The following is a 15236-nucleotide window of genomic DNA, read 5'->3' on the forward strand; positions in this document are numbered from 1 at the left end:
GTGGGTGGTACTGCCGGTATTGCTGTTTTGAACTCTTGTTTTATCTTGCTTTTTTAGCCAGGACCGTCTGCAAGGGCTTGCGGGCGGTCCTGGCTAACTCCCTGCCCCGCCGTGCTGCTGGCGGGGACAAGGATGGGTACTTATCTGGTCAAGCTATCAAATTAATAGATCGCTTTGCCCGATGCATCTTTCAAATTGGCTTTCCACGACTCTTGCACCAGTTTCACGACCGATGCCGGCATCGGCACGTAGTCCAGTTCAACAGCAGCGGCGCCGCCGTTCTTGTAGGCCCAGTCGAAGAATTTCAGGACTTCTTTGGCCTTGGCTGCGTCAGCCTGGACTTTGTGCATCAGGATGAACGACACGCCGGTGATAGGCCAGCTGTTCTTGCCAGCCTGGTCGGTCAGGACCACGCCGAAGCCTGGGGTTTGCGTCCAGGGTGCCGAAGCGGCTGCTGCCTTGAAGTTTTCGTCGTCAGGCTGCAGGAAGTTGCCGTCCTTGTTTTGCAACTGGGTGTGCGACATCTTGTTTTTCTTGGCGTAAGCCCACTCGACGTAGCCGATCGAACCCTTGATACGCTGCACGTTGGCGGCGACGCCTTCGTTACCCTTGCCGCCCACGCCCACGGCCCATTTCACAGCCGAGCCAGCGCCGATTTTCGATTTGAATTCCGGGTTGGTTTTCGACAGGAAGTCGGTGAACAGGAAGGACGTGCCCGAACCGTCGGCGCGGTGCACCACGGTGATTTCCGTGTCCGGCAGCTTGACGCCACTGTTCAGTGCGGCGATTTCAGGCGCGCTCCACTTGGTGATCTTGCCCAGGTAGATGTCGCCAACGACTTTACCCGTCATTTTCAGCTGGCCTGGGGTTACGCCGTCCAGGTTGACGATGGTGACCACGCCGCCCATGATGGCAGGGAACTGCATCAGGCCCGCTTCTTCCAGCTCTTCCGCCTTCAAAGGCATGTCGGAGGCGCCGAATTCAACAGTCTTGGCCTTGATTTGCTTGATGCCAGCGCCGGAACCGACGGACTGGTAGTTCAGGCCGTTGCCCGTATTGGCTTTGTACGTCTCGGCCCATTTGGCGTAGATCGGGTACGGGAAGGTTGCGCCAGCACCTGTCATATCTGCCGCCATGACGGAAGCGGAAGAAAATGCCATCGCTGCCGAAGCACCCACGACGATAAATTTGAACATTTGCTTCATTTGCATATCAAGTCCTCAGGGTTGTTAGGGCTCAAAGTCCCGGTTGAATGCTGCGCAGTCTAGCAAGCGAATATGACAGCTTTATGACATGGGTAAAAAATCCTGAAATAATTGCCTACGCCCCGAGGGTGGCCATTTTCGGCATGAAAAATGACAGGACGGGCGACGCTTTATGACAGCTTATGTCACGCTTACGTCATATTTCATGATTACACTCACAACGCGTCATACATGATGAAATACGGATGAAATACGGCTAGAATTAACTATCTGCAAAGACAAAAGAATATGAAACCTGAACTGCACACGGAAGTGACCAAATCGGGCATCCTGCTTGACCGCGAGCTGTCGCAACTGACTTTCAACCGGCGCGTGATGGCCCAGGCGGAAGACCCGAACATTCCGCTGCTCGAGCGCCTGCGCTACCTGTGCATCGTCAGCAGTAACATGGATGAGTTTTTCGAGGTGCGCGTGGCCAGCCTGCTGGCGGCCGGCAGCATCGGCGGTTCGCTGGCCGGCCACCCTGCCCTGGCGGCCAACCTGGAGCGCATCGGCAAGGAGTGCCATGCGCTGGTGGAACGCCAGTACGAGATATTAAATAGCGACGTCTTGCCGGCCCTGCGCGAAGCGGGCGTGCATTTGCTGCGCGACAGCGACCGCAACGAAGCGCAGCGCGCGTGGGTCAAGCAATACTTCGACCGCGAAGTGCGCCCCCTGCTGACACCGATCGGCCTCGACCCGGCCCACCCGTTCCCGCAAGTGGTGAATAAAAGTCTCAATTTCATCGTCTCGCTGAGCGGCAAGGATGCGTTTGGCCGCGGCACGGCGATCGCCATCGTCAAGGCGCCCCGCGTCTTGCCACGCGTCATCAAGCTGCCGGACGAGATTTCCGGCGATGGCGTGTCCTTCTGTTTATTGTCGTCGGTCATCCATGCGCACATTTCCGACCTGTTCGCCGGGCGCGAAGTGATTGCCTATTCGCAGTTCCGCGTCACGCGCGACAGCGACCTGTGGGTGGACGAGGATGAAGTCAAGAATCTGCGCCAGGCCCTGAAAGGCGAGCTGGTCGGGCGCCAGTTCGGCACCTCGGTGCGCCTGGAAGTGGCGCGCAATTGCCCGCCAGAATTGTCGCAATTCCTGCTCGACCAGTTCAGCCTGGATCAAAGCCGGCTGTACCGCGTCAACGGCCCCGTGAACCTGGTGCGCCTGTCGGAAATGATCGACCACGTCAAGCAGCCGGAGCTGCGCTTCCCGCCGTTCTTCCCCGGCCTCGCGCACAAAGCCATCGGCAACGACATCTTTGCCGCGCTGACCAAACACGACATCCTGCTGCACCACCCATATCAATCGTTCCAGACGGTGATCGACTTCATCCGCAGCGCCGCCTACGATCCCTCCGTCGTCGCCATCAAGCAGACGATCTACCGCACGGGAATGAATTCGGACTTGATGGAGTCGCTGATCACGGCGGCGAAGATGGGCAAGGAAGTGACCGTCATCGTGGAATTGATGGCGCGTTTCGACGAGGAAGCCAATATCAACTGGGCCGACAAGCTCGAACAAGCCGGTGCGCAAGTCGTGTACGGCGTGGTGGGATTGAAAACCCATGCCAAGGTAGCGCTCGTCATCCGCCGCGAGGAAGGCGCACTGCGCTTCTACGCCCACTTGGGCACCGGCAACTATCACCCCACGACCACCAAGCTGTACACGGATTTTGGCTTGCTGACGGCCAACCAGGACCTGGCCGTGGAAGTCAATGAAGTCTTCATCCACCTGACCAGCCTGACCAAGCCGCATAACCTGAACCATTTGTGGCTGGCGCCGTTCGGCCTGCAAAGCGAGATCATCAAGGCCATCCGCAACGAGGCGAAGATCGCCCGCTCGGGCCGGCGCGGGCGCATCATCGTGAAAGTCAACGCGCTGGTCGACGAATCCGTGATCCGCGCCCTGTATGCGGCCTCGACCGATGGCGTGAAGATCGACCTGATCGTGCGCGGCGCCTGCACCCTGAAGCCGGGCGTGCCTGGCCTGTCGGAAAACATCAAGGTGCGCTCCGTGATCGGCCGCTTCCTCGAACACAGCCGCATCTACTACTTCCGCAACGACCTGGCGCACGATGTCTACCTGGCCAGCGCCGACTGGATGAGCCGCAACCTGTTCCGCAGGGTGGAAGTGGCTTTCCCGGTACTTGACCGTGCGCTGAAACGGCGCGTGATCGCCGAGGGCCTGAACCCGTATTTGAAGGATAATACCAATGCATGGGAACTGGAGCCGACGGGCCATTACGCGCGCCGCAAGCCGCGCGGCAAGCAAACGCCATTCAGCGCCCAGCAATACCTGATGCATACACTGGGCACGCCGGGCGCGGAGGTCGGCGAATAGGCAATTCTACACAGAGGAGTACAGCATGGATCTCATCTTGTGGCGACACGCAGAAGCCGAGCCGGGCGTTCCCGACCTCGAACGCGCCCTGACCGTCAAAGGCCAGAAACAGGCGCGCCGCATGGGCGAATGGCTCGCTTCGCAATTACCGGAAAATTGCCGCATCCTCGTCAGCCCCGCCCTGCGCACCCTGCAAACGGCGGAAGCGCTGGGGCGCAAGTTCAAGCTGATGCCGGAACTGGCGCCCGGCGCCGAGGCGGAAGACATCCTCAAGGCGGCCAACTGGCCCGGCGGCAAGGAAACCGTGCTCATCGTCGGCCACCAGCCCACGCTGGGCCAGGCGGCCGCCCTGCTATTGACGGGCGAGGAGCAGGAATGGGAAATGCGCAAGGCCAGCGCGTGGTGGTTTTCGCAGCGCGAGCCGGGCGACCCGATCAGCGTCTACTTAAAAGCCGTGATGGCGCATGACCTTGTGGTGAAATAAGGGAAATGCGCAAAAAGTGCGCTGGGACAAATACTGGCAGAAATTACAACACGGCAGCCTTGTAAAGCGCTGCCGATCTGCTAGAGTTTAATTGCATCAACTACGTGCTGGAGCACCGCTCTGGCACATTGAGCAACCCAGCGGACAGCCGTCCAACGGCGGCTGAAAGACCATGTTAACCTTCCTCGTTTTTCTCTTCATCGCCATCTTCGCCGCCATCATCGGCTTCGTCGCCTTTGAACTGGTCGAAGAAATGCGCGGCAGTCACCACAAGCTGATGGACCGCTACCACGAGTAGTGTTCACCTCGGCAATATCGCATGGCGCCAGCGACGGCATATCTCCGTCCCTCGCGCCATCCTTGTATTTACACTCCCGTCTTACACTCCCGTTTTGAACTTCGTATAGATGCGCGTCATCAATCGGCGAATATCGGCCGTGGTCGCTTCCGGTGCGGCCATGCGCTGCTTGTCGGCGTCCGACAGGAAGATGGCCTTGTTCTCGCCGATATCCTTGCGCACATACTTGATGCTGGCCGGATTCGGATTCGCGTAGAACACCTTGTTGCTCAGGCTGGCATGCACTTGCGGGCGCAAAATGTAGTTGATGAACAGGTGTGCATTGTTCGGATGCGGGGCGTCGGCCGGGATGGCCATGGTGTCGAACATCAGGGCGGCCGTCTTCGGCACCAGCACCTGGATCACGTTGCCGTTCTTCGCGTCGATGGCGCGCTGGCGGGCGATATTGATGTCGCCCGACCAGCCCAGCGCCACGCAGACGGAACCGTTGGCCATGTCATTGATGTAGCCGGACGAGCTGAACAGGGTCACGTAGGGACGGATCGCCTGCAGCACCTTGCCCGCTTCCTGGTAATCGGCGGCCGTTTTTGAGTAGGCGGGCTTGCCCAGGTACTGCAGCGCGGCCGGCAGCACTTCGGACGGCGAGTCGAGGAAGGACACGCCGCACGATTTCAGCTTGGCCGCATATTTCGGGTCGAAGATCAGATCCCACGCGTTGTCGGGCATGGCCATGCCGCCCAGCGCGGCCTTGACCTTGTTGACGTTGATGCCCACCGTCGTGTAGCCCCACAGCCAGTCGACCAGGTAATCGTTGTTCGGGTCGATCTTCGACAGCTTGGCCTGCAGGTTCTGGTCCAGGTTGCCCAGGTTCGTCAGCTTGCTCTTGTCGAGTTTACGCAGCAAGCCCGCATCGATCTGCAGGCGCGCCCACTGGGCCGTCGGCACGACGATGTCGTAACCGGACTTGCCCGCCACCAGTTTCGCATTGAGGATTTCGTTATTGTCGAAAACGTCGTAGCGCACCTTGATGCCCGTTTCCTTCTCAAAATTCTTGATCGTATCGTCGCCGATATAGTCCGACCAGTTATAGATGTTCAGGACTTTCTCTTCCTGAGCCTGAGCTTGCGCAGACAAGGCCAGTGCGGCCGCCGCCAAGGCCAGTCCCACTCCAATGCGCCGCCCTGCTTGCCATGTGTTTGCCATCGTACCGCCTCCGGAATTAGTCAGAAAATAGTGACGATGATAGCAAGAAGGGCGCGATCAGGTCTAGCCTGATCGCGCCCTGCTTTCACCGCTGGGGTCAGACCCTCAACACCGCCAACGCAAAATTCAGCGCTGACAATGACGGGGGTCTGACCCCGGCCTTTGCGACATTACACCTTATCCAGCCCCACCTGCGCGCCCGTAAACACCAGGTTGCCGTTCTGGGCGTCGATGCGGATCTCGTCTTTCGGGCCAAACTTGCCTTCCAGGATCAGCTTCGACAGCGGATTTTCGATCTGCTGCTGGATCGCCCGTTTCAAGGGACGGGCGCCATACACCGGGTCGTAGCCCGCTTCGGCGATTTGCTGCAAGGCCGCGTCCGTCAAGCTCAGCTGCATATCCATGCGCGCCAGGCGTTCTTCGAGAATTTTCAGCTGGATCTTCGCGATCGCACCGATGTTTTTCTCGTCGAGGCCGTGGAACACGACGATTTCGTCGATGCGATTGACGAACTCGGGACGGAAGTGCGAGCGTACCTCGGCCATCACGGCCAGCTTCACGACGCCGGGATCATCGCTATCCATCGCCTGGATCTTATGCGAACCCAGGTTCGAGGTCATGATGATGACGGTATTCTTGAAGTCCACCGTGCGGCCCTGGCCATCCGTCATGCGTCCATCGTCGAGCACTTGCAGCAGCACGTTGAAGACGTCGGCATGCGCCTTTTCCACTTCGTCGAGCAGGATCACGCTGTACGGCTTGCGGCGCACGGCTTCCGTCAGGTAGCCGCCCTCGTCGTAGCCCACGTAGCCCGGTGGCGCACCGATCAATCGGGCCACGGAATGCTTCTCCATAAACTCGCTCATGTCGATGCGTATCATCGATTCTTCCGTATCGAACAGGAAAGTGGCCAGCGCCTTGCTCAATTCCGTCTTGCCGACGCCCGTCGGTCCCAGGAACATGAAGGAACCATATGGACGGTTCGGATCGCTCAAGCCAGCGCGCGAGCGGCGGATGGCGTCCGCCACGGCCGTGATCGCTTCATCCTGGCCCACGACGCGCTCGTGCAGCTTCTCTTCGATGTGCAGCAGCTTGTCGCGCTCGCCCTGCATCATGCGCGACACGGGGATGCCCGTCGCGCGCGACACCACTTCGGCGATTTCCTCGGCGCCCACTTCCGTGCGCAGCAGCTTCGGCTGGTCAGGATCGAGTTTCGGGATGCCGCTGTCAGCCTGCTTGAGCTGGGCTTCCAGCTGCGGCAGCCTGCCATACTGCAGCTCCGACACTTTCTGCCAGTTGCTCTCGCGCGTGGCCTGCTCCATCTGCAGCTTGACGTTCTCGATCTCTTCCTTGATGTGCGTACTGCCTTGCACCACGGCTTTTTCCGCCTTCAGGATTTCCTCGAAGTCATTGTATTCGCGCTGCAGCTTGACGATCTCTTCCTCGATCAGGCCCAGGCGGCGCAACGATGCCTCGTCTTTTTCCTTCTTGACGGCTTCGCGCTCGATTTTCAGCTGGATCAGACGGCGTTCCAGCTTGTCCATCACCTCCGGCTTCGAGTCGATCTCGATCTTGATCTTCGCCGCCGCTTCATCGATCAGGTCGATCGCCTTGTCCGGCAAAAAACGGTCCGTGATGTAGCGGTGCGACAGCTCGGCGGCGGCGATGATGGCCGCGTCCGTGATTTCCACCTTGTGGTGCAGCGCGTATTTATCCTGCAAGCCGCGCAGGATGGCGATCGTCGCCTCCACGGTCGGCTCGTCGACGAGCACTTTCTGGAAGCGGCGCTCCAGCGCGGCATCCTTCTCGATGTACTTGCGGTACTCGTCGAGCGTGGTGGCGCCCACGCAGTGCAGCTCGCCGCGCGCCAGCGCAGGTTTGAGCATATTGCCCGCGTCCATCGCGCCGTCGGCCTTGCCCGCGCCCACCATGGTGTGCATCTCGTCGATGAAGACGATGGTTTGCCCTTCATCCATGGCCAGTTCCTTCAGCACGGACTTCAGGCGCTCTTCGAACTCGCCGCGGAACTTGGCACCGGCAACCAGGGCGGCCATATCCAGCGCCAGCACGCGCTTGCCTTTCAGGGACTCGGGCACTTCGCCATTGACGATGCGCTGCGCCAGGCCTTCGACGATGGCCGTCTTGCCCACGCCCGGTTCGCCGATCAGCACGGGATTGTTCTTGCTGCGGCGCTGCAGGATCTGGATGGTGCGGCGGATTTCATCGTCGCGGCCGATGACAGGGTCGAGCTTGCCCTTGCGCGCCCGCTCCGTCAGGTCCAGGGTGTATTTTTTCAGGGCTTCGCGCTGGCCTTCGGCTTCTTGCGAGTCGACCTTGTTGCCGCCGCGCACAGCCTCGATGGCCGCTTCCAGGGCCTTGCGGGTCAGGCCGTTTTCACGCGCCAGCTTGCCGCAGTCGGACTTGTCTTCCGTCATGGCCAGCAAGACCATTTCGCTGGACACGAACTGGTCGCCCGCCTTTTGCGCTTCCTTGTCGGCCAGGTTCAGCAAGGCCACGAATTCGCGGCTGACCTGCACATCGCCGCCCGTACCCGATACTTTGGGCAAGCGTTCGATCGACGCGCCCAAAGCCTTGGACAGGCCGCCCACGTTGACGCCGGCCCGCTGCAGAAGCGAGCGGGCGCCGCCGTCGTCCTGGTTCAACAGGGCCGTCAGCAAATGGACTGGTTCGATATAGGGATTGTCGTTGCCCACGGCCAAGCTTTGCGCATCGGCCAGGGCTTCCTGTAATTTGGTAGTGAGTTTGTCTTGTCGCATGAAAAGCGCTCCCGGTTAATTAGTTGTTAACCAAATTGGGGTGAGGCAGTACTTTTCAAGCATACACAAAGCAGAAATCCGCTGCACATAGGCAAATACTAGCGTGCGCGGCAACCAGACGTCAGACGGGGACGGCTTTCGACGCCCATTTGTCCAGCGCCGTTTCGTCGCTATCGCGTGCATCGACCCAGCGCGCCCCTTCGGGCGTGTCTTCCTTCTTCCAGAATGGCGCTTCCGTCTTCAGGTAGTCGATGATGAACTCGCAGGCGGCAAACGCCTCGCCCCGGTGGGCGGACGAGACCGCCACCAGCACGATCTGCTCCTGTGGCAGCAGCGGCCCCACGCGGTGAATCACCAGTGCGCCAGACAAGGGCCAGCGTTCCCGCGCCTGCTCGACGATGGCGACGATGGACTTTTCCGTCATGCCCGGATAGTGCTCGAGTTCCATGGCGGCCACGTCCAGCCCTTCGTTCATGTCGCGCACCGTGCCGACGAAGCCGACGATGGCGCCCACCTTGGGGTTGCCTGCACGCAATTGTGCGATTTCTTGACTCAAGTCAAAATCAGCTTGCTGGATGCGGACGCTGGTACTCATTTGGCATGGCCTCCAATGCGGCGCAGCAAGGTTTCGATGCGGCTGGCCGTACGCGCATCGGTGGCGGCGGCAATCGCGCACAACTGCATCAGCTGCGACGCTTGCGTGAGCGGCTTCTGGCCTGATTTGAGCGACGATTGCAGCACTTCCACCTGCATTTTCAGGCGGTCGCGGGCAAATTCGGCGCCGCTATCGACACCGGCGACGATTTCCAGGCGCAAGACTTCCTCGAGCAAGCGCTCCTGGTTCGATTGCAATTGTTGCACGTAGGCGGCGCTGCCTTCGCCCAGCGCGGCCTGGGCCGCGGCAAAGCGCTGCTGCAGGCCGCGTTCGTACTGGGCGTCGAGCGGCGGCAAGGCGCTCCAGCGCTCGCTCCACGCTTGCGCGTCGATGGCCGCACCGGCGTCAAGCAGCGCCGCTTCCAGCGATTGCACCAGGCGCAGCTTGTCGCGCAGGGCATTGGCCTGGGCCGCACCGGCCCGTTCGGCGATGGCGTCCGCCTGCGCTTGCACGCCAGCCACGGCCGCCTGGTAGCGCTGCTCGATCTTCGCTTCGCTGGCGCGCGGCACGGGGCCCGTGGCGTTCCAGGCGGCGCGCGTGTCGCGTAGCAAGTGGTTGATGAAGGATGTGCGGCTCTTGTCGTCGCCCTCGGGCACGATGGCCGTTTCCAGCGCGGCGCACAGCGCTTCGCGCGCATGCAGGTGTTCGCGGCGCTCGTGGTCGGCCGCGTGGGCCGTTTCCTTGCGCTTGGCGAAGATGTCGTCGCAGGCGGCGCGGAAACGCTGCCACAGCGCCTGTTCCGCGCGGCGTTCGAGCGGCAAGGCTTTCGCCAGTTCCTGCCATTTATCCTGCAAGGCTTTCAGCATGTCGACCGTGTTGCGCTCTGACGGCTTGAGCAAGCCCACTTCGACGATCAATTGTTCGCGGCGCGCCGTCTCGATCTGGCGCTGCGTATCGAGCGGCTTCGACAGGGCATCCAGCGCGGCGCCAAATTCCGCGTCCAGGCGTTTCTTTTCCTTGCGGTCGATGGTGCCCAGTCGCGTCCACGCCTGGCGCAAGCGCTGCGAGGCGGAGGCGACGTGTTTCCAGTCGGTACTCTCTTCGGCCGCCAGGGCCGCCGTTTCCGCGATCAATTCCTGGGCCTTGGCCGCATTGCCGTGGCGCTCTTCGGCCAGTTGCTTGAAATGCTGGGCCGCTGGCGCATAGGCTACGCTGCATGCCGCGTCGAAACGTTCCCACAAAGACTTCGGTGCGGGACCGGACAGGGTGTCGAGCGACTTCCAGCGCTCACGCAGGCTGCCCACTTTCTTGGCCAGCTCGGCCATTGGGAGTTGCTGCGCCGGCAATTCCTCGCCCGCCTTGACCAGTTCCTCGCGCGAGACGTTGCCGCCCCAGCGCGCCCAGTCGGCCAGGCGCTTGAATTCGCCGCGCACATGGGCCAGGCGGTCCGCTTGCGCCGGCGTCAGACGTCCGTGCTTGGTGTCGCGCAAGGTCTTGTCGTGTTCGGAAGCCACGTGCAGCAAGCCATCCTGCAGGGCCGCTTCCATGGCGTCGAGCACCTTGAAGAATTGCTCCGTCGCTTCTTTCGACACGGGCGCGTGTTCCTGGCGCGGCTTGCGCAGCACAGGTACAGGCTCGGCGTGGACCGATGCGGACTCTGGCGCTGCCGACTGCACGGGCACCGGCGCGCTGGCCAGCAGGGCCGCGAATTGCTGCTGCAGGCTGTCGGACAATGGCGATTCGGGCAGACGCGGCAGGGCTTGCCACGTGCGTTTCAAGACATCCACGTCGAGGCTGGCGGCGTCTTGCGCCTGCCATTCGGCCAGCGCGGCCTGGCGCGCGTCGAACACGGCCTGGTGTTGCTGCAGCGCCTGCAGGGCGGACTGCGCCTGCTCGCGCGCCTGGCTGAAATCGCTTTCCAGGTGTTTCGGCAAGGAAGCGCGCTCAGGCGATTGCGCATGCCGCGCATGGTCAGCATCGAGACGGGCCAGCGCCTGCGCCAGCTCGCCGGCGGACTGGCCATTGCTGGCCAGCGCGCGCATGGCACCCACGGCGTCGATCACGGCGCGCTGCAGCAACACTTGCGCTTCCAGGCGGGCGGCCAGCGCGGCGCGCGCGGCGGCAAAGGCGGTCGCCAGTTCCGGCGTAGCCTTGATGACTTGCCATTGGCGGTCCAGCTCGGCTACCTGGTTCGGGCTCAGTTTTTCATCGTTCAACAGGCGCTGGGCCGTGTCGATGCTGGCCTGGGCGCGCTGCGTCTCGGCCGCCTGGTGGCGGATCAGGTCGATGCGGCCCTGCATCAGCTTGGCCACGCGGCGGTCCGTGTTGCGCATGGCGTGGTGGACTTTTTCCAGCAAAGGCAAGGCATGAACGTGTTCGGCCGCGATCAGACGGGCATCGGCAAATTCGCTGGACAGGATGAAATCGGCAGCTGCGGCTTCGTCGCCGGCCACGGCATGGGCACGCGCAACCTGTTCAGCGCGGCGCGATGCGCTCTGCGCCGAGGCGGCGGCCTGTTCTGCCACGACAGGATCGGGTGCGGCAGTCTTGCTGGCAGAACGCTTGAAGAGAAATTCGAACATGACGGGTTTCGCGTGGATCAAAACCACCATCATAACAAAGCCCCGGGTATTGCATCGGACAGGACTGAACAAGTTATCAAATGAATAAAGCGAATCTTTCCCTATATCTTTTCCCTATGACGGTGCGCCAGTCACCATCATAAAAACGCTCCCGGCAGATAGCACCTGGCGGGGTGTGCGCTTGCTACCCATTCAAGCCTGCGCACGCAGCGGCTGTGGCGGCACGGGCGGCGTGAAAGCGGCGCCATCCACTGCCGTTTCAGCGCTGCCGCCGGCTGCCTGCAAGGGCGTTGACAAAGGCGCTGGCAAGGGCGCCGGCAAAACAAAGGGCAGCACTTGCGCCTTGCCACGGCGCGCTTCCTGCGCGCGCGCATCGTGGGCGAGGAACTGGTAGGCGATGGCGAACCACGCTTCGCCGACGATGACCTTGCGCGCCAGCGCGAACAGCTCGCGCTCTTCCTTTTCCAGGCGCTGCAGCAAGGCCGCGCAAAAGGCGTCGATGGCGGCGCACAGCTGCCCGGCCTGCAATTCGGAATGGTCGATGGCGGCGCCCGCGCGCTGCTGCACCACGTTGATGCTTTCCAGCGCCGCATGGTTCAAGCCATTGAGCTCATTGAGCAAGCCGTCGGCATGCGGCGCGGCCTGGCGGATGGCGGGGATCAGATACATCTCCACCTTGCGCCAGTAGCCCCCCTGGTACAGCCGGCTCAGCCAGTCGCCCGCATATTGCAGTTGCGCCAGGCTGAGCTGACTCTGATGGCGCAACTGCACATGCATGTACTTCTGAAAAGCCAGCAAGCTCAAGCGGATGCTGGCCTGTTCCACCGACAGGGAAACCAATATATATGTTGCCGTAAGCATGCACTCACTCCCGAAAACGCGCTGGATGTCTCATCCTGGAAGTGAAAGTGTAAAGACTACCGACAGGGGTGGGCTTGATCCTGCACAAACCCGCAGCGGGCCAGCCGCGCTTTCTTTTACGGCGCGCGCAAGCCGATATGCAGGTTCACGACGCCAGGCTCTTCCGACGGCGTGACTTGGCCGCCAAAGCTTTTCACCAGCCGCTGCATGCCCTTGTTGCGCGCCATGGCCTCGCCCACGAGCGCTTCCGTGCCGCGGCTGCGGAAGTAGTCGACCAGCTTTTCAAACAGGATGTGTCCCAGCCCCTTGCCCTTCAGGGCCGAGCGCACGGCGATGGCGAAATCGGCGTGAATGTTATCCGGGTCGGCCACGGCGCGCACCACGCCCAGGGTTTCCGGCTTGCCGTCCGGGCCCGTGTGCGTGGCGATGAAGGCCATGGCGCGGTCGTAATCGATCTGCGTCAGGCGCGCCAGCTGCGACACGGGCAGCTCGCGCATGGACGTGAAAAAGCGCAGGCGCACGTCGTCCGGGTCCAGCGCGTGGAACAGGTCCATGTGCTGCGGCGCGTCTTCCGGACGGATGGGGCGCAGCAGAATCGGCTGGTCCATCCACGTCACCTGCTCTTCCAGTTCCTGCGGGTACGGGCGGATGGCCAGGCGGTCGCGCTGCTGGCCCGGCTGCAAACGGATGCGCGCGTCGAGGGCGATCACGCCGTCCGCGTCGGCCACCAGCGGGTTGATGTCGAGTTCGGCCAGCTCGCCGATGTCGGCCACCAGTTCGGCCACCTGGATCAGGGTGTAGCAGATGGCGTCGATGTCGGCCGGCGGCTGGTTGCGGTAACCGGCCAGCAGTTTCGACACGCGCGTGCGCGCCAGCATGTCGCGCGCCAGCACCATGTTCAGCGGCGGCAGGCCGATGGCGTGATCGGCCGTCACCTCCACGGCGATGCCGCCCTGCCCCACCAATATGACGGGGCCAAAGGCGGCGTCCGTCGTCACGCCGACGATCAATTCATGCGATTGCGGCCGGCGCGCCATCTGCTGCACGGTAAAACCGTCGATCAGCGCGTCGGGACGCATGCGCCGCACGCGCTTGAGCATGGCGGCGGCGGCCGTGCGCAGGATGTCGGGCGTGTCGAGGTCGAGCGCCACGCCGCCCACGTCGGATTTGTGCGCGATGTCGGGCGAATGGATTTTCAGCGCGACGGGATAGCCGATATCGGCCGCCACGGCCAGCGCTTCTTCCACGTCGGCCGCCATGCGCGTGGTGGCGACGGGAATGCCGTAGGCGGCCAAAATCTCCTTCGAACGGCATTCGCCGAGCACCGTCTGCCCGGCGGCCAGCGCGGCGGCGACGATTTCGCGCACCCTGGCGCGGCGCGGCGTGGCCGACATGGGCAGCTGCGCCGGCACCTGCATCAGGGTTTCCTGGTTGCGCCGGTACTGCACGATCTGCATGAAACCATGCACGGCCTTTTCCGGCGTGTCGTAGGTGGGAATCCCGGCCCGGTTGAAGACCTGGCGCGCGGGCGCCACGGTGGTGCCACCCAGCAGGCAAGACAGCACCGTGCGCGAGGTCGCCTTGATCAGCGGCGTGACGGCTTCGGCGATGTCGATCGACGACACCATGGCCGTGGGCGCGTGCAGCAGCAGCAAGGCGTCCGCCTGCGGCTCGTCGAGCAAGGGCTTGATGGCGTCGGCATAGCGCTGCACGGCCGCGTCGCCAGGCAAGCCGACGGGGTTGTCGTGCGACCAGCCCCGTGGCAGCGCCTTTTCCAGCGCGATGACGGTATCGGGCGACAGTTCGGCCAGCTTGCCGCCGCTGCTCACCAGCGCGTCGGTGGCCATCACGCCCAGGCCGCCGCCGTTGCACAGAATCGCCAGGCGCTCGCCGCGCTGCGAGCGGATGTGCGTGAGCGTTTCCACGGCGTCGAACAGTTCTTCGGCCGAATACACGCGCAGCATGCCGGCGCGGCGGATGGCCGCGTCGTACACGGCGTCGGAACCGGCCAGCGCGCCCGTATGCCAGGCCGCCATGGCCGCGCCTTCCGCCTCGCGCCCCGCTTTCAGGACGATGACGGGTTTGCTGCGCGCGGCCGCCCGCGCCGCCGACATGAATTTGCGCGCCGCCTGGATGTCTTCCATGTACAGCAGGATGGCGGCCGTGTCGATGTCGCCGGCCAGGTAATCGAGCAGGTCGCCGAAATCGATGTCGTAGCTGGCGCCGAGCGAAATGAACTTGGAAAAGCCCACGCCGTGCGCATTGGCCCAATCGAGCACGCCCGACACCAGCGCGCCCGATTGCGAGACGAAGGCGATCTTGCCGCTCGTCGCGCCAACATGGGCGAAGCTGGCGTTCAAGCCCAGTTTCGGCACCAGCAACCCCATGCTGTTGGGGCCGAGGATGCGCAGCAAATGCGGCTTGGCCGCCTTCAGCATGGCCAGGCGCAGCGATTGCTCGCGCACGGGGTCGAGGCCCGACGTCATGACGATGGCCGCGCGCGTGCCCAGCGCGCCCAGTTCGCGGATCAGCGCCGTGATGGTGGCAGGCGGCGTACAGATGATGGCCAGGTCCGGCGCCTTGGGCAAGTGCGCCAGCTTGCGGTAGCATTTCAGGCCCATCAGCTCGTCGTACTTGGGATTCACGGGCCAAATGTCACCTTGGTAGCCGCCTCCCAGCAGGTTGTACAGGGCGATGGCGCCCAGCTTGCGCTCGCGCGCCGTGGCGCCGATCAGGGCCACCGAGGCCGGCTTGAACAGCTTGTCGAGATTACGGATGCTCATGTTCTGGCCTCATGGATTGCCGGAGTGGCTTGCTTGGTAACGCCCCAGTGTAAAGGATGCGTTGCC

At 62.6% G+C, this 15236-nt stretch carries 10 protein-coding genes; 3 read left to right on the forward strand and 7 right to left on the reverse strand.

The window, feature by feature from the left end; translation table 11 throughout:
• Positions 1-161: 161 nt before the first annotated feature.
• The gene (gene pstS, locus ACPJXG_RS18475) at positions 162-1211 is read right to left on the reverse strand and encodes a phosphate ABC transporter substrate-binding protein PstS (RefSeq protein WP_035817350.1); all 1050 of its coding nucleotides are present in this window, start codon (positions 1209-1211) and stop codon (positions 162-164) included.
• A 282-nt stretch (positions 1212-1493) separates the two neighbouring features.
• Between pstS and ppk1 the strand changes: the two genes are divergently transcribed.
• From ppk1 to ACPJXG_RS18490, 3 genes are all read left to right on the forward strand, one after another.
• A complete protein-coding gene (gene ppk1, locus ACPJXG_RS18480) occupies positions 1494-3587 on the forward strand; it encodes a polyphosphate kinase 1 (RefSeq protein WP_099402743.1) in 2094 nt (697 codons plus the stop codon).
• 25 nt (positions 3588-3612) lie between these two features.
• The gene (gene sixA, locus ACPJXG_RS18485; protein WP_035817346.1) at positions 3613-4071 is read left to right on the forward strand and encodes a phosphohistidine phosphatase SixA; all 459 of its coding nucleotides are present in this window, start codon (positions 3613-3615) and stop codon (positions 4069-4071) included.
• Positions 4072-4243: 172 nt separating this feature from the next.
• Positions 4244-4369, forward strand: a complete 126-nt coding sequence (locus tag ACPJXG_RS18490; RefSeq protein WP_255206302.1) for a hypothetical protein — start codon at positions 4244-4246, stop codon at positions 4367-4369.
• 81 nt (positions 4370-4450) lie between these two features.
• Here the strand turns inward: ACPJXG_RS18490 and ACPJXG_RS18495 are convergent, their stop codons facing one another.
• The 6 genes from ACPJXG_RS18495 to ACPJXG_RS18520 all read right to left on the reverse strand — a co-directional run bounded on the left by ACPJXG_RS18495 (position 4451) and on the right by ACPJXG_RS18520 (position 15170).
• Entirely contained in the window at positions 4451-5572 is a 1122-nt protein-coding gene (locus tag ACPJXG_RS18495) for a polyamine ABC transporter substrate-binding protein (RefSeq protein ID WP_099402742.1), read from the reverse strand.
• A 170-nt stretch (positions 5573-5742) separates the two neighbouring features.
• A complete protein-coding gene (gene clpB / locus ACPJXG_RS18500; protein ID WP_425251945.1) occupies positions 5743-8349 on the reverse strand; it encodes an ATP-dependent chaperone ClpB in 2607 nt (868 codons plus the stop codon).
• A gap of 121 nt (positions 8350-8470) precedes the next feature.
• On the reverse strand, positions 8471-8944 hold the full coding sequence (moaE, locus tag ACPJXG_RS18505) for a molybdopterin synthase catalytic subunit MoaE (RefSeq protein WP_425251946.1): 474 nt from the start codon (positions 8942-8944) through the stop codon (positions 8471-8473).
• On the reverse strand, positions 8941-11526 hold the full coding sequence (locus ACPJXG_RS18510; protein ID WP_425251947.1) for a DUF349 domain-containing protein: 2586 nt from the start codon (positions 11524-11526) through the stop codon (positions 8941-8943). The genes moaE and ACPJXG_RS18510 overlap by 4 nt, the downstream gene beginning before the upstream one ends.
• A 192-nt stretch (positions 11527-11718) precedes the next feature.
• Complete coding sequence (locus ACPJXG_RS18515) at positions 11719-12387, reverse strand: hypothetical protein (protein ID WP_158300184.1); 669 nt, start codon at positions 12385-12387, stop codon at positions 11719-11721.
• A 116-nt stretch (positions 12388-12503) separates the two neighbouring features.
• Complete coding sequence (locus tag ACPJXG_RS18520) at positions 12504-15170, reverse strand: bifunctional acetate--CoA ligase family protein/GNAT family N-acetyltransferase (RefSeq protein ID WP_425251948.1); 2667 nt, start codon at positions 15168-15170, stop codon at positions 12504-12506.
• Positions 15171-15236 lie beyond the last annotated feature (66 nt).

The sequence above is a fragment of the Janthinobacterium sp. NFX145 genome (genome assembly GCF_049810325.1).
GTDB classification, from domain to species: domain Bacteria; phylum Pseudomonadota; class Gammaproteobacteria; order Burkholderiales; family Burkholderiaceae_D; genus Janthinobacterium; species Janthinobacterium rivuli.

Bases quoted from the DNA above. Each gene is read 5' to 3' on its own strand.
- pstS (WP_035817350.1), bottom strand. From the start codon at position 1,211: ATGCAAATGAAGCAAATGTTCAAATTTATCGTCGTGGGTGCTTCGGCA.
- ppk1 (WP_099402743.1), top strand. From the start codon at position 1,494: ATGAAACCTGAACTGCACACGGAAGTGACCAAATCGGGCATCCTGCTT.
- sixA (WP_035817346.1), top strand. From the start codon at position 3,613: ATGGATCTCATCTTGTGGCGACACGCAGAAGCCGAGCCGGGCGTTCCC.
- ACPJXG_RS18490 (WP_255206302.1), top strand. From the start codon at position 4,244: ATGTTAACCTTCCTCGTTTTTCTCTTCATCGCCATCTTCGCCGCCATC.
- ACPJXG_RS18495 (WP_099402742.1), bottom strand. From the start codon at position 5,572: ATGGCAAACACATGGCAAGCAGGGCGGCGCATTGGAGTGGGACTGGCC.
- clpB (WP_425251945.1), bottom strand. From the start codon at position 8,349: ATGCGACAAGACAAACTCACTACCAAATTACAGGAAGCCCTGGCCGAT.
- moaE (WP_425251946.1), bottom strand. From the start codon at position 8,944: ATGAGTACCAGCGTCCGCATCCAGCAAGCTGATTTTGACTTGAGTCAA.
- ACPJXG_RS18510 (WP_425251947.1), bottom strand. From the start codon at position 11,526: ATGTTCGAATTTCTCTTCAAGCGTTCTGCCAGCAAGACTGCCGCACCC.
- ACPJXG_RS18515 (WP_158300184.1), bottom strand. From the start codon at position 12,387: ATGCTTACGGCAACATATATATTGGTTTCCCTGTCGGTGGAACAGGCC.
- ACPJXG_RS18520 (WP_425251948.1), bottom strand. From the start codon at position 15,170: ATGAGCATCCGTAATCTCGACAAGCTGTTCAAGCCGGCCTCGGTGGCC.